Raw genomic sequence first — 17,557 nt, forward strand, 5'->3', positions numbered from 1 at the left:
CTGAGTCTCTCAACTTCACGACTTAATAGAATGTATCGTTGCCTTCCAAAAAAATGACCGTCATAGAGAGCTTCTTGGCTCAAAAAAAGAAGAGCCAACATGTGGCTCTAATTAGTGAGAACTAAAGAGATATTTTTCTTGGCGGCTTCGTATTGAATTAGATAATTCGCTTCAACTAGCTCTTCTTCAGTAGACAATTTAACGATAACTTCATGACACTCTTTTATCTTGTCAAAAATCTTATAGTTGCCGTCATACTCGAAAGGACATTGCGCGATGAACTTAACGATAGCCATACATAGCTTTCTAGAGTTAGGTGACAGTTCGTGCAAACGGAAATAAAGGTCAATATACTGCGTCATTGCCTCTGAATTCCCTGGCGAGATCACCGCATCAGAAACTTGCTTACGTAGCACTTCTATCTCTTCAATCACTCCCTGCAATCTCGATTCAAAGCTTAACAGCATATGTGTTTGGCTTCGTAAAATACTTGGATGCTGGTTTTCATCCATCGCAATGCGGCACTGAGGCAATATCTGCTTAACCTCATTAAAGTACGAACACTGCTCGAGCAAATACCCAAGATGGTAAATGTCGTAGAAATGCATACTTTTGATGTGTTGGATTACGGGCTTAAGTTCACTGATCGCTAATTTTAGATCCCCTCGGATCAACGCTATGTGTGAAATAATCAAACGATGAACATGTTCAAGACTAGGCCGTTTTCTCACTTCATCAATCAATGGATTAAGTGAGTGTAACTGGCGTTCAAAAAGACTCTGATTCTTTATGCCTTTCGCTTTATACAAATAGCTACGCACTAAGTTGAGCTGGGTAAAAACACTACCTCTGAAGGTATTTTTATTCTTCTCGTAGTAACGCGTCATGTAAGTCACCGCATCACCATAGTTCTCGTTAGCCAATGATAGGTTTGCGATCACTAACTCACGCTCAGCGCCAGAATCTAACAACATAGCAGACTGTTTAAGGTGCACGATGGCCTGCGGAAGATCGTTGTTCAGCACGGCAATACTCGACATTTCATCGTGGTAATAAGGATTTTCATCCTTACTTTTCACCGTTTCTAGAATCTCTTTCGCTCGGTTTACATCGTCCGTTTCAATGAAAGTATTGGCCAATGCCGTCTTGATCCAGTCGAAGTTGTCTTCGTTGAGCATTTGTTCATATTCGGTTCGTGCACTGTGATACTCCTTACAACGAACCAAAGCATTAGCCTTGAATTTTCGGATTAATTTGGTGTACTCAGGACGAGTTTCCAAGCATTCTTTGCAAGCTTCGATTACACCGTAGTAATCATGCTTAATCAGTTGCTCATAAATAGGCAGCAATGCCAATTTGCGTTTAATCGAATTGGTTAAACGGTCTATAAAGAACTGATTTTTGAACGGCTTTAATAAATAGTCATCCGGCTCAGCATCAATAATTGAACGCACAACACGTAAGTCATTCTCTCCGGTAAGGAACATGAATGCCGTATGGGAAGGAAGTAGTTTTAAGTGATTAAGCTCTTCTAACAGCTGGAATCCATTAATAAAACTCTGAAAATTGTAATCACAGATAATCAGATCAAATTGGTTCTGCCTGCACTTCGCGATCACATCCAACGGTTTATAGGCACAGTGAATCTGCTCGCAACCAAACTTTTTGAGTAACGATGTAATAGTGCTTGTCACCAATCTTGAATCATCAGCAACCAATATGGTGTAATTTTTGAAGCTTAAAGACATTTGAACCCCTCCGACGCTTCATAGTATCAGACGGAGTCTATGCGTAAGATAAGGTCTTGCAAAACAGGAAAATACCTACAACCATAGAATTATTTCCTCTTTCATAACTTCCCAAAGACTGACTAAAAAACAGCCAGTCCATTTCTAAAGCGTATCTCATCGCCACAAAGTGCAGAAATTCGATATTTTTTGGTCGATAGGTGGAAACAAACACTACTTCCAATTAACACGCCGAACTACCTGCATGCGTTGATCATATTTTCCCTATATTTCACCTGTTTCGCGTCGGTTTTTATTGGCTGTCAATGTAACAATTATGTTAGTGTCGCTATCCGTATTCCGACACTTAAGCCCTCTCTATCCATTGAATATGGATTGGTGCTTAAGTCGAAAAATTGGTTTCAACCATCGCTCAGATCGTTATCAAGTAACAAATATATTAAGGAGAATTTCTGTGCTTAACCATGTAACCGCTTATGCTGGAGATCCTATTCTGTCCCTTATGGAACAGTTTATGGCTGATGACAGATCTGAAAAAGTGAACCTAAGTATTGGTCTTTACTATGATGAAAACGGCAAAATCCCGACACTAGATTCTGTCGCTCAATCTCAAGCTCAGCTAGCTCAAGCTGAAAACCAACCTTGTATTTACCTTCCAATGGATGGCCTAGTGCAATACCGTTCAGTGGTACAACAATTAGTGTTTGGTGAAGACCACCCTGCCCTTGAAGCTAATCGTATTGCGACAATTCAATCTTTAGGCGGCTCAGGGGCATTAATGATTGGGGCTGATTTCCTACATCATTATTTCCCACACTCAAAAGTTTGGGTTAGCAATCCAACTTGGGAAAACCACCACGCAATTTTTGCTGGTGCTGGCTTCGAAGTGAATACTTACCCTTACTTCAACCCTGAGACCAAAATGCTTGATTTCGATGGCATGCTTTCTACTATCGACTCTCTGCCGGAACAAAGCATTGTCCTGCTACACCCTTGTTGCCATAACCCAACAGGTGTGGATTTAACAAATACGCAGTGGGACCAAGTGATTGAGGTTGTTAAGAAAAACAAACTGATTCCTTTCTTCGATATGGCTTATCAAGGCTACGGCGAAGGTATCGGTGAAGATGCTTACGTTATCCGTAAAATTGCATTGGAAACAGACGTCGTCAGTTTTGTCAGTAACTCCTTCTCTAAAACCTTCTCACTCTACGGTGAGCGTGTAGGTGGTCTATCGGTCGTTTGTGCTAATGAAGAAGAGGCGTCTCGTGTTCTGGGGCAGTTAAAAGCCACTGTACGTCGCAACTACTCAAGCCCTGCAAAACATGGGGCGGTAGTGGTATCGAATGTATTGAATACCGAAGCACTTAAAAACATGTGGTTTGGTGAAGTGGAAGGTATGCGCACTCGTATTGAGACCATGCGTAAAACGCTACACGACCAACTAGCAGTGTTACGTCCAGAAACAGACTTCAGCTTCCTGATTAAACAGAAAGGCATGTTCAGCTACACTGGTTTTAGCCAACATCAGGTAGAAACACTACGCAACGAACACGCGATATATCTAATCAACAGCGGTCGTATGTGTCTTGCTGGACTGAACGAGCATAACGTTGAACGAGTTGCTAAGGCGTTTGCTGCTTTATAAAAGCTGAGTGTTAATGATATTGGAAAGCCACTGTCATGCAGTGGCTTTTTTCTTGCTGGAAGCTATCGAGCGATTGTCAATGCAGCTTCAAACAACTGCATATGAATCGGCACTAAGGTTTGATGATCATTTCGGTAGCCACCACCAACCACGCAGGCTATCGGTATCTGTTTGTTTTGAGTCAGTTGCATCATAAAGCAGTCTCGATGGTAAATGGCTTGGGTTGATATGTTGAAATAGCCAAGTTCGTCATCACGATGAATATCAACTCCTGCATCATAGATAATCAGATCAGGCTGATAGAGGTTCACCGCCATTTCGACCACCGACTTAAAATGACTGAGAAATTCTTCATCCTCAGTTTCTCTGGGAAGTGCGACATCTAAGTTCGATTCAGGCTTACGAGCAGGAAAATTTTTATCGCAATGGAATGAGAGCGTAATGATGTCATCCCGTTCTGCACAGAGAGTTGCGGTTCCGTCACCATGATGCACATCGCTATCGACGATCAGCACTTTATCAACATCGAAGTGGTCAATTGCGTGCTGAGCCGCCAGTACCAAATCATTAAACAGACAGAAACCACTGCCAAAGTCTTTGTGTGCATGGTGATAACCGCCGCTTAAGTGCAAAGCTCGGCCGCATTTCAAAGCCAGTTCAGCCGTCAAACAGGTTCCACCTGCAGAGGTCAATGTCCTTTCAATAAGCGCTTCGCTCCATGGAAATCCAATACGGCGCATTTTGGCGGCTGGAAGAGAACCAGAACAAAGATCGTCAACATACTGCGCATCATGGATCTGCTTTACTTCGCTTAACGTAAGAGGTTTCGGTTCCATGAACTGAAATTTTGTTTGCCACTCTTGATTGTGACGTTGCTTCTCAACAACGGCGTCATATAACAAGCGGTATTTATTGATGGGATAACGATGCCCTTCAGGTAAAGGTAGTTGAGAATAAATAGAGTGATAAACCAGTGGGATCATGTCTGCTACTTGATTACTCCAGATACGCGCATGTTAACAAGCCAGTTTTAAGAATGAAATGAGGCACGCACTAGGATGCAGTATTCGGTTTTGTTCTGCCTTTCGCGTAACTACGCTTTTTACGCTTAAAGGCAGGTCGTTCTACTGCCGGCAGCGACCTTAATGATTCGGGTACAGGCCCAGTTTTTACTTGTGCCATCAGCTGATCAATCCGTTGTTGCAGTGCCTGCATAAACGGTTGATAGGCTTGTCCTCGTTCAGCCATCGCTTGTAGTTGGTGCTCCCAGTGAGCTGTCATATCAGGATAAGTAGACTCACTAGGCAATGCATGAATTAAGCCCCTTCCTGCGAGTGTACTACGAATGATTTTGCCATCTCGTTTTAATAACTGACGCTTAAAAAGCGTATCTAATATCCCAGCCCGTGTAGCTTCCGTCCCTAAACCATCGGTTTCTCGCAGTATCTTTTTCAGTTCTTTATCTTCAACAAAGCGGGCAATGCCTGTCATTGCTTGTAACAAGGTGGCTTCAGTAAAGTATTTTGGTGGCTCTGTTTTTCTATCCTTAATTTCACCTTCTCTGCAAATCAGTTCAGTACCGACGGTCAACGGTGGCACGGTATCAACTCCATCGTCTTGTTCTTCTGACTTACCCGTTAGTGCTTTCCAACCGGCAGACACCAGCTGACGACCAGACGCAATGAAAGTGCCACCTGCGATATCAAACACCAATTTTGCCTCAGCATAGACCGCATGTGGATAGAACTGCATCAGATACTGACGAGCAATCAGTTGGTACACTTTCATTTCATAGCTGGAAAGCGCATTAACTGAGGCTTGCTTGGGTGTCGGGATGATTGCATGGTGTGCATCCACCTTGGCGTCATTCCACGCTTTGGATTTTAGAGATAAATTTGCGCCAGATACTGCCGAAACCAGCTCCTTGGCATTGTTGGCGATAGCATCGACCACAGAAGAAGCCTGAAGCAAATGCTCTTTTGGCAGATAGCGACAATCTGAACGCGGGTAAGTAATCAGCTTATGTTTCTCATACAAACTCTGACAGGTATCAAGAACCTGCTGCGCGCTCATGTTATAGCGTTTGGCAGCATCAATCTGTAAAGCAGAGAGCGAGTAAGGTAATGGTGCAGACTGCTTAGTTTGATTCTGCTCAGACTCCACCACTTTGGCAGGCTGACCGGCGATACGCTGAGCAACATTTTCCACCAACTTACGATTAAGCACTCTGCCCTCTTCATCTTGCCAAGGCTTACACGCTTCACTCGGCTTCCAGCGAGCTCGGATATCAAATGCTCCGTTACCGTCTTGATAGGGAATTAAGGCATGTAGGGTAAAATAATCGCGTGGAATGAAGTTCTCTATCTCTTCGTCGCGGCGAACGACCAGCCCCAAAATCGGTGTTTGCACACGCCCAACCGACAACACACCCTGATAGCCAGCTTTTTGTCCTAACAAGGTGTAGGCGCGTGACATGTTCATGCCATAAAGCCAATCAGCGCGCGAACGCGCTAATGCAGAAACAGACAGCGGAATAAAATCGCGATTACTACGCATATTGGAAAGAGCGCGTTTTACCGCTGGCAAGTTAAGGTCACTGATTAGAAGGCGCTGAATTGACGCTTTTTTATTACTCGCAACTTTGCAGTAATCAATGACTTCATCCACCAGCAATTGCCCTTCTCTATCCGGGTCTCCCGCGTGAATGATTTGATTGTGTTCTTTAATCAGTTTACGTACGACTGTCAGTTGCTTGCTGGCGGTTTTTCTCGGCCTTAATTGCCACTGATCAGGTACAATCGGCAGGTCAGCCAGGTTCCATTTCTTATAACGTTCGTCATAAGCATCTGGCTCTACTTGCTCAAGCAAGTGCCCGATACACCATGTCACAACATCACCATTTGCACATCGAATAAAACCCTGATCTTTTTTATGAGGCTTAGGCAATGCATCTGCAATTGCTCGACCTAGACTTGGTTTCTCTGCGATGAATAATCGGCTCATGGTTTCGTTATAGGTAGCGGAAAAAATTAAGGCCACATTATCGAATGTGGCCTTAATAAATCAAGAAAAACTGTAAATTTAAACAGTATTACTCTTCGTTGCTTGCAGAACGAGCTGCTGCTTCTTTAATTAGAGATTGAAGCTCACCTTTTTGGAACATTTCCAAAATGATGTCACAACCGCCGATCAATTCACCTTCAATCCAAAGTTGTGGGAATGTTGGCCATTGAGCATAAACAGGTAGTTCAGCACGAATGTCTGGGTTTTGTAGGATATCTACATACGCAAATTTTTCACCACAAGCCATTAGTGCTTGTGCAGCTTGAGAAGAGAAACCACAGCTTGGCAGCTTAGGTGAACCTTTCATGTAAAGAAGGATCGCGTTTTCTTCAATTTGCTGTTTGATCTTGTCGATGGTTTCCATTGCTTCCTCTTAATGGGGTCGTCTTTGATGTCCCACATTCTAAATCATTAAATGAGAATAAAAAGCACATTATCAGTATGGACTTTAAACTTCATCCTCTCCATATCATTCGAAATTATTAAAAGCTTAGCCTACTATTTTGGTGGACTAAGCTTAACCAACTCTCACGGATACCCATTTGCGTTTAAAACGCCTTAGTACTTGTTGTTCTGATATAAAACACTTTTATTATGAATTGGGGTTTTAATAAAGTAAAAAGTTGCTAAAATACATATACCCAAGTAACCTCAAGATGCTTGTTCAGCGAGAATTTATTCGCTTTTAAACAAGGCACTGATTTGAAAACATAGTCATTCTACGTTGAAAATCAGTAACGTAGGATAAAAGCGAATAAAACTCGCCCTTTGGGAGCTCATCAACGAGCCCATATCGGCGGCAAATAACTTTGAAAGGGGATGACCATTTCTACAGTTATTTTTCTTGATCTGAACTCGTTGATGAAGCTCTGAGTCCAGTATCTTGAGATTACTTGGGTATACAGTCAGTCGTACCGACGAAAACAAAAAACGAAATTGGAAGCAATCGAGAGAGTTCTCTCTCTTCACCTATATGGAGAATCGAGCAATGGCATTTGAACTACCAGCTCTTCCTTACGCAAAAGACGCACTAGAACCACATATCTCTGCAGAAACTCTTGAGTACCACTACGGTAAGCACCACAACACTTACGTTGTTAAGCTTAACGGCCTAGTACCAGGAACTGAATTCGAAGGCAAAACTCTAGAAGAGATCATCAAAACTTCTACTGGCGGTGTTTTCAACAACGCAGCACAAGTTTGGAACCACACTTTCTACTGGCACTGTCTAGCGCCAAACGCAGGTGGCGAACCAACAGGTGCAGTTGCTGAAGCAATCAATGCAGCATTCGGTTCTTTCGAAGAATTCAAAGCAAAATTCACTGATTCAGCAATCAACAACTTCGGTTCTTCTTGGACTTGGTTAGTGAAAAAAGCTGACGGTTCTCTAGCTATCGTTAACACTTCTAACGCTGCTACTCCAATCACAGAAGAAGGTGTAACTCCACTTCTAACTGTTGACCTATGGGAACACGCGTACTACATCGATTACCGTAACCTACGTCCAGACTACATGAACGGTTTCTGGGCTCTAGTTAACTGGGAATTCGTAGCTGCTAACCTAGCTAAATAATTTCTAGTCGCTGCTCAAGCGATTAAAAAACAAACGATGCTAAGCCTGCAGATTTGCAGGCTTTTTTTATTTTTTAGTGAAGTTAATATCTAAAGATTTTGCGTCCGTTGCCGTTATAAGTGCATCAAGCGGAGAGCAAAATGCAAGTACATACTTTAGATAAAGCGGGAATCATCAATGAACTGAACATAGGTTCAGGGATTTGTCACGCCGTCCATCAAGGACGACGAGCCGACTTTTCTTTACTTGTTGCTCTGTTTTCCAATGATGTTCGTGACAACACACCTGTTGAGCATATAGAACAACCTCAGACGACTGACGAGCTCTTGCGCGAACGTTTCGAGCTGGCTACACCGCAACCGCTAAGGAACGATCAAAGCTCCTATGCAATATCCGCGAAGCAAGCAGAACACTTCCATCATGGAGGGCTCGCGAGTGCCAAACTCTGTCATTACCTCACCCCTGAAGTACTGACTTATCTGCCTGAGGATACGCAAGATCTGCCGGAAGATGTTTATCTCAATCTTTCCGGACATGAAAGGCGTCATCTAGCAGTAAAATCACCGCCAAAGACATTGCCATTTGATTTGTACAATAAGCTGACAACCGCTTATCGCCATGATCAGCTGAGAGCACAGACCTAGATCGCTGTATGCGCTGATTTAGTGCGAACATTCTCAGCTCATTGCTTTAGAGTGTGAAACAGTGCTCAAAATGATCACTGATAATAGAAACTAAACCTTTTCTTTGAGTTCATTCACACAAAGTGTCACATCCTTCACCCATTCTTACTGTTCAAAAGTTAATCGAAATAATTAAAAAACCAAACAGAAGGTGCGTACTATGGAAATTAAAAGCGCCATTGTTTTAATAACTTCAGCAAGCTCACAGCTAGGTAGTACCCTCGCAACGCATTTCACTTGTTTAGGTGCGACCGTGATTTTATGTGATACCGATAAACAAGGGTTATATGAAACCTTTGGTCGCTGTAAAGAACTCTCTAGTCACGTTGATTGCTATCACCTTAGAGATTATTCGCAAGAGAGTCTCAATAGAATGCTCGACAGTATTGAATCAAGTTATCACACTGTACCCGATGTACTGATCAACAACTGGCCTTCATCACCTATGCCTTCTTTAGTCGATGAAAAACCGACAGAACTCTTTATTCAAAGACTGGCGTTAATGGCTTCCTCACTTTTCTCATTTGGTCAGGCTTGCACTGAACGAATGCGCCAACATCACATCAAAGGAGTTATTGTGAATGTCATTTCATTGAATGACAGTCGCGACTTTTCCGGCATAGAGAATGCGAGTTGTATGGTGTCAGGATTTACACAAAGCTGGGCGAAAGAACTCGTTCCTTTCAATATTCGAGTGGGCGGTGTTGTGCCCATGCCTTCAGCCAGTAAACATAAAAGTCATTGGGCAGAAATTCAGGATGAGCTCATTCGCAACACAGAATACATTGTCGCGAATGAGTATTTCAGCGGACGAGTAATGTCAGCTTAACTAGCAGGGATATACAGACGGTTAAAAACCTTCTTCCATATAGGAATCAAGGTAATCTTCTTCACTGTTATCGACTTCCGTTGATGTTTCCACTTCGGCAGTGAAATCTCTGCGTTGTAGATAGGCAGCTCGAGTGAAAGAGTAAGAATCAGGAGAATCCTCTAATAGTGCTTCCTGGTTTACTAAAGCAGCGCGGGTTTCCATACCTTCTAGAGCCCATTTACCTACCGATGCCCAGATATTTAAGTAGGAAAGTGGTGCATAGAAGCTATCAACGACATCGCCAGCTTCGCGAACCACAACAGGCCCGTAGCCCGGAACCATAACATAAGGCCCTTTACCCACACCATGATGACCAATCGCATCACTAAAGGCCTTTTCACCATGCTTTGTAATACCGGCTTCAGAAGCAATATCAATCAAACCAAGCAGGCCAAAAGTTGAGTTAATCCAGAAGCGGTTGAAATGATCGATCGCTTTCTTACCATTTCCCATCAATAAGTTATTGATCATGCTCGACGGTTCATCGAGATTGGAAAGAAAGTTAGCGATACCGTGACGAACTGGGTCTGGCGTGTATTCCACATAAGTAAGAGAAATGGGACGCACGAAATAAGGGTCTAGGTAATCATAGTTAAATGCCCACATTGAGCGGTTGAATCCTTCAAAAGGATCATTAACTTGCGGATCTGACGCGCTTTGCTCTTCAGGAACAGAACTACACCCGGTGATGACAACCATCAAGCTCAGTAAGACAATCCTTGTTAATCGGCTGATCATTATTATTATTTCCTTAACCAATCGACAGAAGGCCAATGAAAACATTGGCCTTTGGCTTTTTTATAAAGGTACAGTATTAAAACTGCTTATTGATTTCAACCTTTACCTCGCTTCCCAGCTCAACGACTTGGCTTTCGCCAAACCAATCTCCGTCTCGCGTAGCAACATTACCGTCAGAATCGATTCGAACGCGAACGATTAGTTGCTGTAAATCAGACAACTTACGCCCCTGCATCATGCTGTTCGAGTCGTCCATTATAACCGTGAATGGGAAGTTACCGAGCGGATATCTCGCTGCGGCAATCGGCATTGGCGCACCATCTGCTGAATGCACAGAGACAATCACAACACCTTGATTCGGAAGTACGACTTCACTGCCTAATGAAATTGAAACTGACACCGCATGCTCATCCAGCACCGCAGGTTCCATTTTAGCTTTCGCACTGGCGATGCTGCGAGACAACATCTCGTAGCGACCGTCATTCGGACCAATCATTTGTTGCATAGACTGCCAGTGTTCAATCGCAGTTGGATAATCCTGGCGCTCAAACGCATCAAATGCCAGCAACGAATAGACACGTAAATCGACGTAGTCAGCTTTCAACATTTTATTCAGCAGTGTGCGGGCACTTTGCTGATCAACCTGATCATTCGAGAGCATCAAAGCTTGCGCATAACCTAACTTAATATCGCCATCTTGTGGTTCGATTGCATAGGCTTTTTTCATCGCACCAATCGCGGTTTCCATATCACGATTCGCCAATCCGATGCGCCCCAGCAGTAACCAACCTGTCGAATCTTGCGGTTCGTAATGAAGTCGAGTTCTTAAAGCTAAGGTTAAGTCTTCCATCTCTTTATCGGTCAGCTCAACCCCTTGAGGGTTCATTAGCTTTTTCGATAGCTCTGGAAGGCTCTGGCTAATATCTTGCCAATGCTGCACTTTCTGGTAATTACCAAAAACGGCGTACAAACCGTAGCTCAACGCCACCACAAGAATAAGCGAAGGAACAAGTACCATAGACGTTGATAGCGACCGTTCTTCGGTCTTGTTCTGGTCATTTGGAATATCGTCCAACAGCGATTGTTTAAGATCCGCTACCAGCTCTTGTTGGTCTTCAACTAAGCCTTCATCCGTTTCAACAGCTAATTCGGCAAGTCGATCCTTATAGAAAGCTTTGTTGAGATCGTCACGCAATGCAGCATCGTTATTTGCTTTTGGTTTAAGCATTGGAATAGCGACAAAGACACACGCAATCGCGACAAGAATTAGCGTTAACACCCAAAATAAAGTCATTACTGCTTATCTCCGTCTTTATCTTCTTCCAATAAGGCTTTTAAACGTTGCTCTTTGTTTTCGTCCCACTCTCCGGCTTCAGCACTGGCTTTGCGGCGCTTGGTACGCAAAACGATAACAACAAAACCAACCACTAATACAGACAGCGGAGCCACCCACAAAATAGCGGTTGATAGCGTTAACGGTGGATTGTAAGTCACGAAGTTGCCATAACGGGCAATCATGTAATCGACGATCTCACTTCTGGATTTACCCTGCTTGGTCATCTCATAGACTTTTTGACGCAAGTCCTGAGCTAACGCAGCGTTAGAATCAGCAATAGAGTTGTTCTGGCACTTAGGGCACCGCAGAGTGTTACTCAATTCATGAAACTGTGCTTCCTGCTCTGGTGTATCGAAATCGTAAACATCAATCGCAGCAATGACCGAAAAAGACAACAGAGCTGCAGCGATTAAAGCGAATAACTTAACTCTCATTTCTTCGCCTCCAGCAGCAGTTGTTCATAAATCGGAGCCAGTGTTTGTTTCCAGTTAGTCGGATTGACATCACCAACATGGCGATAACGGATAACACCATTAGCATCAATCAGAAACGTCTCTGGTGCACCGTAAACACCAAGGTCCAACCCCAGCATACCGTTTCCATCGAAAAGGCTGATAAGGTATGGGTTACCTAATTCATTCAACCATTGAACGGCTTTATCACGTTGGTCTTTGTAGTTCAAACCAATGATTTTCACATCTTGCTTTGAAAGCTCATTTAAGTACTGATGCTCGGCATAACAAGTTGGGCACCAAGTCGCCCAGACGTTGAGCAACAGTGGCTCGCCACGAAATATCGCCTGATCATAAAGCTTGCCGGGTTCCGCTAAGTCTTCTAAGCGAAATTCAGGTACTTCTTTACCCACAAGAACCGATTCCAACTTGGTTGGGTCGTCACCACCAGCATTTCTGACCAGCTGCGTGGTAAAAACCGCGACTAAGCCAAGAAAAACAACCAGAGGGATAAATAATATCTTCTTGTTCATTTAAGCCTCCTTCACTGCTGTTTTTCTGAAACGGTAACGTTTATCACTGATTGCGAGAATGCCGCCGATAGCCATCAATAAACCGCCAGCCCAAATCCAACGTACAAACGGCTTGTAATACAGGCGTACTGCCCATGCATCGCTGTTATCAAGACGCTCGCCCATTGCGATATAAAGGTCGCGAGTGATTCCACGGTCAATCGCAGCTTCAGTCATCATAGACTTAGCCGTATTGTAGAAACGTTTTTCAGCATTCAATGTATTAACGTACTGACCATTCTTTGTGACTTCAAACTGAGCGACGTAGCCATCATAGTTCGGGCCATCGCGGTCTAGTAAGCCTTTGAAATAGAAATCGTATTCGTTCAGTTGGAAGTGCTCACCCGGTGCCAAACGCACATCACGCTCGATGCTGTAATTTTGCACCATAGCAATACCAATAATCGAAATTGCTAAACCAATGTGACCAAGTACCATTGACCAATGGCTACGATGTACCTGTTTCACACCAACCATAAAGCTATGACGGTGAGTGGCTCGTTGGTGAATCTCATAGCCATGCAATAATATAATCCACCACGCCATTACCCAGCCCATGAAAGCCAAACCTGTAAATGACTCTGCCGTTGCGAGTACACAAACAGCCGCCAGAGCCAAAGACCCAACAGCGGAAATAGCCATAGGTTTAGCTAAAACAGAGAGGTTATCTCGCTTCCAGCGAACCAGTGGACCAATACCAAGTAATAAAGCGAATGGCACCATCAACCAGCTAAACAAACTGTTAAAGAATGGCGCACCAATCGAAACAGAGCCAAGACCTAACTGCTTGTGAACCAGTGGTAACAGCGTACCAATCAAAACCACAACCAAAGCGGTAATCAGTAGTACGTTATTTGCTAAAAGCGCGTTTTCACGCGATACCAACTCATAATTTCCTCGCGCTCTTACCGATGCACCTTTTACTGCGAACAGCAGTAAAGATCCGCCGATAACAAATACTAGGAAAGCTAATATGAACATACCGCGAGCAGGATCAGAGGCGAATGCATGCACAGAAACCAGAATGCCCGAACGCACTAGGAATGTACCCAGTAGGCTTAGTGAGAATGCAGAAATCGCCAGCAGAACCGTCCAAGCCTTAAACGTGCCACGTTTTTCCGTAACAGCAAGCGAGTGAATTAATGCGGTACCCGCCAGCCAAGGCATAAATGACGCGTTTTCTACTGGATCCCAGAACCACCAGCCGCCCCAACCAAGTTCGTAATATGCCCACCATGAGCCAAGAACGATACCTAGCGTCAAAAATAACCACGCCGCTGTTGTCCAAGGTCGAGACCAACGAGCCCAAGCGGTATCTAGGCGTCCTGTCATCAGTGATGCAATCGCAAAAGAGAAGGCAACAGAAAAACCCACATACCCCATGTATAACATCGGTGGGTGAATGATTAGACCCGGGTCTTGCAGCAATGGGTTCAAATCGCGACCGTCGATAGGAAAATAAGGCAATGTGCGTAAGAACGGGTTAGAGGTAACAATGATAAACAGTAGGAAACCTACGGAGATCATCCCCATAACAGCAAGTACGCGCGCCACAGATTCTTGCGGCATACCACGACTAAAACTTGCAACCGCAACAGTCCAAGCAGCTTGAATTAACACCCATAACAGAAGCGAACCTTCGTGCGCTCCCCAAACCGCCGTTAAACGGTAATACCATGGGAGCAAGCTATTCGAGTTACTTGCTACGTATTTAACCGTGAAATCATTGGTATAGAATGCCCAAAGCAAAATGCCGAATGACAACAGCAAAAATGAGAACATCCCCCATGCCAGAGGACGGGCTGAGTTCATTAATAATGCGTTATTTCTTGAAGCACCAACCAAAGGCAATAGGCTTAGCAAGACGGCTAAGCCCAACGAAATAATCAGGGCAAAGTGACCTATTTCTGCAATCATTGATCACTTCCTTGTTTTTGTTCCGGTGTGTAAGTCAGCGGAGCATGGTTCTTTTCCATCGCTTCTGCAATTTCAGGAGGCATGTATTCTTCATCATGCTTTGCCAGTACTTCAAAGGCTTCAACTGTGGTCGCATCCACTAATACACCTTGAGCAACAATGCCCTGCCCTTCACGGAAGAGATCGGGAAGAATGCCTTCGTAAACCACAGTGACCGATGGGCCAACATCATGTAATAAAAAGCTGACTTTGAGAGAGTTAGGATCGCGTTTCACCGACCCCACAGTGACCATACCGCCAATACGTAAGCGCTGACCAACCTCTGGCTTTTTGCCATCTTTACCGTTAACTAATTCTGTCGGCGTATAGAACAGGTCCATATTTTGGCTTAATGCATAGAGAATCAAACCTGTTGTTGTGCCTAAACCAATGAGAATAGCGAGGACAATACCGAGCCTCTTTTTACGTCTTGGGTTCACAGTGTGTTCTCCATATGTTTAGCCGCTTCGATACGCTCTTGACGCTTAATTTTATTTCTGACTTCTTTCATGAGCGCTTTACTACGATTAATACTCAAAAACCATAAAACGGCCATCGATAAATAGGTAATGCCGAAGCCACCCCAAACGTAGCTGGCGTAGCCGCCCATCGCGAAAAAATCTGACCAAGTTTCAAAATGCATGGTTACTCTCCTTTCTCTGCTTGAGCTAGCTGGATAACCCAGGGGCGGTGACTCTCTTTACTGATAATTTCGTTTTTTAATCGTGCAACTGTCAACGCAGCAAAGAAAAAAGCAAAGCCAAAAATATTCAGTAACAACGGCCACAACATATTGGCAGAGATAGAAGGCTTCTCAAACTTAGTGATCGTTGCACCTTGATGTAACGTGTTCCACCATTCCACAGAGAAGTGAATGATTGGCAGGTTAATCACACCCACAATTGCCAAAATACCTGCCGCTTTCGCAGCGGTTTTTTGATCATCAAATGCGTGGTACAGAGCAATAACGCCAAGATAAAGGAAAAGCAGAATTAATTCTGAAGTTAGGCGAGCATCCCAAACCCACCAAGCTCCCCACATGGGTTTTCCCCAAACAGCACCAGTGATAAGTGCGATAAAAGTGTAAACCGCACCGATAGGAGCCATGGCTAATGCGGCCATATTGGATAATCTTACCTGCCAGACGATGCCGATAAACGCAGCAATTGCCATAGACATGTAAGCACCCATAGACCAAATGGCTGAAGGCACATGAATATAGATAAGCCTGAAACTATCACCTTGCTGGTAGTCCGACGGAGCAAATGCAAGCCCCCAAACCGTACCAACCGTCAAACAGCCAAAAGCTAAAACAGTGAACCACGGGAAAAACTTCCCGCATAACTGGTACGCAGATTCTGGCTTAGCGTAGGGATGGAGCCATTTCCACATTGTTTGTCCTCACTTTGCTTCTAATACTTAACTTATTCATGTTAAGTTTTTTGTGTAAATTTGGGCTAAATAAAAAAGTCGTTCTTAAGTTAGTTAACGCTTACTCGTAACGCAGCACTAATCGCAAACGGTGTTAACGTCATCGCTCCAACCAGCATTGCCGCTAAGATTGCCAACTGACCGTTGTAGGCCATTCCCAAAGAAGCAGCATCTATCGCTGATGTGGCGAAAATTAAAATTGGTATATACAAAGGCAAGACTACAAGGCTGAGCAGCACGCCGCCTTTTTGCAGGCCAACCGTTAATGCTACGCCGATGGCGCCAATAAAACTGAGTGTTGGTGTACCAAGCAACAGGGTCGCGACCACACCAAGCCAAGTGTCAAAATTCAGCGACAACAGAATAGCTAATAATGGGCTTATTAATATCAGAGGCACGCCAGTAAGTAACCAATGAGCGATCACTTTTGACAAAGCAACCACAGAAAGAGGTACTGGCATAATCATCATCTGCTCAAGGGCCCCGTCTTGAAAATCATCACGGAACAAACGCTCTAAAGAGAGCAAAGCAGACAGGAGTGCGGCAACCCAAACAATGCCCGGAGCAATCCGAGAAAGCAGCCCCGGCTCTGGACCAATGCTGAGCGGGAACAATGTAATAACGATGATAAAAAACCACAGAGGGTTAAAAATATCGGCTTGGCGTCGAAATGCGATTAGGAGTTCACGCTGAATGATCATCGCCATAGTTGAAAACATTAGGCGTCTCCTAGTTTGATTTTGCGTAACTTGTCATGGTCAGCAAACATATCTTGGTGTGTGGTTAAAATAACAATGCCACCATTTTCCGCATGTTTTAAAAACAGAGCTTCCAATACTTTCACACCTTGTTTGTCGATAGCGGTCAAGGGTTCATCCAGAATCCACAGCTTCTGTTCGCTCAGCCACAATCTTGCTAAAGCTACGCGTCGCTGTTGTCCAGCGGACAACTTAGCCACTGGTACGTCTTCACGCCCTACAAGTCCAACCTGCACTAACGCTTGATAGATATCTTCTTTGCTATTTTTTGCTGAGTGAACAGATTGGTAAAAATGCAAATTCTCATAAGCGGTTAACTCACGCTTAATACCGGTTTGATGTCCCAAAAACAGTAAATCCGTATGATAGCTGTCTCTGTCTTCTTCGATATTAACTTTGTTCCAGTAAATCTCACCTTCGTCGCGGTCAGCAAGGCCTGTGATAATACGCAACAAAGTCGTTTTACCTGTGCCATTTCGGCCTTCAATCTGGACGAGTTCGCCCGCGTCGATATTGAATGATAAATGCTCGAATAGCACCTTTTCATCGCGAATTGCAGTGAGATTGTTAACGTCCAGCATGAGCTTCTATATAACAAATTAGGGGCTGCTATATTAACACACCACCGTTTAGACAAAATAGAAGAAGGGTATTACGAATCACGAAACTAAGTAAGAATCTGTTAATTTTTAGCGATTTGTTTTTTCTTTTACCACTTTATAGTTACA

18 protein-coding genes are annotated in these 17,557 nt (G+C 43.9%); 4 read left to right on the forward strand and 14 right to left on the reverse strand.

Annotated elements, in window-relative coordinates; all coding sequences use genetic code 11:
- Positions 1-107: 107 nt before the first annotated feature.
- Complete coding sequence (locus P4S58_RS10120; RefSeq protein WP_102987456.1) at positions 108-1,748, reverse strand: response regulator; 1,641 nt, start codon at positions 1,746-1,748, stop codon at positions 108-110.
- A gap of 454 nt (positions 1,749-2,202) precedes the next feature.
- Here P4S58_RS10120 and P4S58_RS10125 point away from each other — a divergent pair, with 454 nt between their 5' ends.
- A complete protein-coding gene (locus P4S58_RS10125) occupies positions 2,203-3,396 on the forward strand; it encodes an amino acid aminotransferase (protein ID WP_337163873.1) in 1,194 nt (397 codons plus the stop codon).
- Positions 3,397-3,458: 62 nt separating this feature from the next.
- On the opposite strand, the gene P4S58_RS10130 is transcribed toward P4S58_RS10125, so the two are convergent.
- The 3 genes from P4S58_RS10130 to P4S58_RS10140 all read right to left on the reverse strand — a co-directional run bounded on the left by P4S58_RS10130 (position 3,459) and on the right by P4S58_RS10140 (position 6,823).
- Complete coding sequence (locus tag P4S58_RS10130; protein WP_337163874.1) at positions 3,459-4,379, reverse strand: histone deacetylase family protein; 921 nt, start codon at positions 4,377-4,379, stop codon at positions 3,459-3,461.
- A 70-nt stretch (positions 4,380-4,449) separates the two neighbouring features.
- Positions 4,450-6,399, reverse strand: a complete 1,950-nt coding sequence (locus tag P4S58_RS10135; protein ID WP_337163875.1) for a DNA topoisomerase III — start codon at positions 6,397-6,399, stop codon at positions 4,450-4,452.
- 88 nt (positions 6,400-6,487) lie between these two features.
- On the reverse strand, positions 6,488-6,823 hold the full coding sequence (locus tag P4S58_RS10140) for a Grx4 family monothiol glutaredoxin (protein WP_042483781.1): 336 nt from the start codon (positions 6,821-6,823) through the stop codon (positions 6,488-6,490).
- Positions 6,824-7,447: 624 nt separating this feature from the next.
- Between P4S58_RS10140 and sodB the strand changes: the two genes are divergently transcribed.
- From sodB to P4S58_RS10155, 3 genes are all read left to right on the forward strand, one after another.
- The gene (gene sodB, locus P4S58_RS10145) at positions 7,448-8,032 is read left to right on the forward strand and encodes a superoxide dismutase [Fe] (protein WP_042483784.1); all 585 of its coding nucleotides are present in this window, start codon (positions 7,448-7,450) and stop codon (positions 8,030-8,032) included.
- 140 nt (positions 8,033-8,172) lie between these two features.
- Positions 8,173-8,676: a VC2046/SO_2500 family protein gene (locus P4S58_RS10150; RefSeq protein ID WP_042483787.1), complete on the forward strand. Its 504-nt coding sequence runs from the start codon at positions 8,173-8,175 to the stop codon at positions 8,674-8,676.
- 199 nt (positions 8,677-8,875) lie between these two features.
- Positions 8,876-9,544, forward strand: coding sequence for an SDR family oxidoreductase (locus P4S58_RS10155; protein ID WP_337163876.1), 669 nt, complete (start codon positions 8,876-8,878; stop codon positions 9,542-9,544).
- Between the two features lie 21 nt (positions 9,545-9,565).
- Here P4S58_RS10155 and P4S58_RS10160 read toward each other — a convergent pair whose 3' ends face one another.
- The 10 genes from P4S58_RS10160 to ccmA form a co-directional block, all read right to left on the reverse strand.
- Positions 9,566-10,324, reverse strand: coding sequence for an MlaA family lipoprotein (locus P4S58_RS10160; protein WP_042483795.1), 759 nt, complete (start codon positions 10,322-10,324; stop codon positions 9,566-9,568).
- A 76-nt stretch (positions 10,325-10,400) separates the two neighbouring features.
- Positions 10,401-11,618 carry a c-type cytochrome biogenesis protein CcmI gene (gene ccmI, locus P4S58_RS10165; RefSeq protein WP_337163877.1) on the reverse strand — a complete coding sequence of 406 codons (1,218 nt, stop codon included), beginning with the start codon at positions 11,616-11,618 and terminating at the stop codon, positions 10,401-10,403.
- Positions 11,618-12,094, reverse strand: a complete 477-nt coding sequence (locus P4S58_RS10170; RefSeq protein WP_042483802.1) for a cytochrome c-type biogenesis protein — start codon at positions 12,092-12,094, stop codon at positions 11,618-11,620. The genes ccmI and P4S58_RS10170 overlap by 1 nt, the downstream gene beginning before the upstream one ends.
- Complete coding sequence (locus tag P4S58_RS10175; protein ID WP_042483806.1) at positions 12,091-12,645, reverse strand: DsbE family thiol:disulfide interchange protein; 555 nt, start codon at positions 12,643-12,645, stop codon at positions 12,091-12,093. The genes P4S58_RS10170 and P4S58_RS10175 overlap by 4 nt, the downstream gene beginning before the upstream one ends.
- Positions 12,646-14,601: a heme lyase CcmF/NrfE family subunit gene (locus P4S58_RS10180; protein ID WP_337163878.1), complete on the reverse strand. Its 1,956-nt coding sequence runs from the start codon at positions 14,599-14,601 to the stop codon at positions 12,646-12,648.
- Positions 14,598-15,080: a cytochrome c maturation protein CcmE gene (gene ccmE, locus P4S58_RS10185; RefSeq protein ID WP_042483810.1), complete on the reverse strand. Its 483-nt coding sequence runs from the start codon at positions 15,078-15,080 to the stop codon at positions 14,598-14,600. Before ccmE ends, P4S58_RS10180 begins: the two co-directional genes overlap by 4 nt.
- A complete protein-coding gene (gene ccmD, locus P4S58_RS10190) occupies positions 15,077-15,283 on the reverse strand; it encodes a heme exporter protein CcmD (protein ID WP_042483811.1) in 207 nt (68 codons plus the stop codon). The genes ccmE and ccmD overlap by 4 nt, the downstream gene beginning before the upstream one ends.
- A gap of 2 nt (positions 15,284-15,285) precedes the next feature.
- Positions 15,286-16,032, reverse strand: coding sequence for a heme ABC transporter permease (locus P4S58_RS10195; RefSeq protein ID WP_102963125.1), 747 nt, complete (start codon positions 16,030-16,032; stop codon positions 15,286-15,288).
- An 89-nt stretch (positions 16,033-16,121) separates the two neighbouring features.
- On the reverse strand, positions 16,122-16,790 hold the full coding sequence (gene ccmB / locus P4S58_RS10200; RefSeq protein WP_042483816.1) for a heme exporter protein CcmB: 669 nt from the start codon (positions 16,788-16,790) through the stop codon (positions 16,122-16,124).
- Complete coding sequence (gene ccmA / locus P4S58_RS10205) at positions 16,790-17,410, reverse strand: cytochrome c biogenesis heme-transporting ATPase CcmA (protein WP_102952746.1); 621 nt, start codon at positions 17,408-17,410, stop codon at positions 16,790-16,792. Before ccmA ends, ccmB begins: the two co-directional genes overlap by 1 nt.
- Between the last annotated feature and the right edge of the window lie 147 nt (positions 17,411-17,557).

The sequence above is a fragment of the Vibrio sp. Hal054 genome (assembly GCF_037162405.1).
GTDB lineage: Bacteria > Pseudomonadota > Gammaproteobacteria > Enterobacterales > Vibrionaceae > Vibrio > Vibrio diazotrophicus.

What these genes read in the sequence shown, in the direction of transcription:
- P4S58_RS10120 (WP_102987456.1), bottom strand. Translation starts at nt 1,748, where the DNA reads ATGTCTTTAAGCTTCAAAAATTACACCATATTGGTTGCTGATGATTCA.
- P4S58_RS10130 (WP_337163874.1), bottom strand. Translation starts at nt 4,379, where the DNA reads ATGATCCCACTGGTTTATCACTCTATTTATTCTCAACTACCTTTACCT.
- P4S58_RS10135 (WP_337163875.1), bottom strand. Translation starts at nt 6,399, where the DNA reads ATGAGCCGATTATTCATCGCAGAGAAACCAAGTCTAGGTCGAGCAATT.
- P4S58_RS10140 (WP_042483781.1), bottom strand. Translation starts at nt 6,823, where the DNA reads ATGGAAACCATCGACAAGATCAAACAGCAAATTGAAGAAAACGCGATC.
- sodB (WP_042483784.1), top strand. Translation starts at nt 7,448, where the DNA reads ATGGCATTTGAACTACCAGCTCTTCCTTACGCAAAAGACGCACTAGAA.
- P4S58_RS10150 (WP_042483787.1), top strand. Translation starts at nt 8,173, where the DNA reads ATGCAAGTACATACTTTAGATAAAGCGGGAATCATCAATGAACTGAAC.
- P4S58_RS10155 (WP_337163876.1), top strand. Translation starts at nt 8,876, where the DNA reads ATGGAAATTAAAAGCGCCATTGTTTTAATAACTTCAGCAAGCTCACAG.
- P4S58_RS10160 (WP_042483795.1), bottom strand. Translation starts at nt 10,324, where the DNA reads ATGATCAGCCGATTAACAAGGATTGTCTTACTGAGCTTGATGGTTGTC.
- ccmI (WP_337163877.1), bottom strand. Translation starts at nt 11,618, where the DNA reads ATGACTTTATTTTGGGTGTTAACGCTAATTCTTGTCGCGATTGCGTGT.
- P4S58_RS10170 (WP_042483802.1), bottom strand. Translation starts at nt 12,094, where the DNA reads ATGAGAGTTAAGTTATTCGCTTTAATCGCTGCAGCTCTGTTGTCTTTT.
- P4S58_RS10175 (WP_042483806.1), bottom strand. Translation starts at nt 12,645, where the DNA reads ATGAACAAGAAGATATTATTTATCCCTCTGGTTGTTTTTCTTGGCTTA.
- P4S58_RS10180 (WP_337163878.1), bottom strand. Translation starts at nt 14,601, where the DNA reads ATGATTGCAGAAATAGGTCACTTTGCCCTGATTATTTCGTTGGGCTTA.
- ccmD (WP_042483811.1), bottom strand. Translation starts at nt 15,283, where the DNA reads ATGCATTTTGAAACTTGGTCAGATTTTTTCGCGATGGGCGGCTACGCC.
- P4S58_RS10195 (WP_102963125.1), bottom strand. Translation starts at nt 16,032, where the DNA reads ATGTGGAAATGGCTCCATCCCTACGCTAAGCCAGAATCTGCGTACCAG.
- ccmB (WP_042483816.1), bottom strand. Translation starts at nt 16,790, where the DNA reads ATGTTTTCAACTATGGCGATGATCATTCAGCGTGAACTCCTAATCGCA.
- ccmA (WP_102952746.1), bottom strand. Translation starts at nt 17,410, where the DNA reads ATGCTGGACGTTAACAATCTCACTGCAATTCGCGATGAAAAGGTGCTA.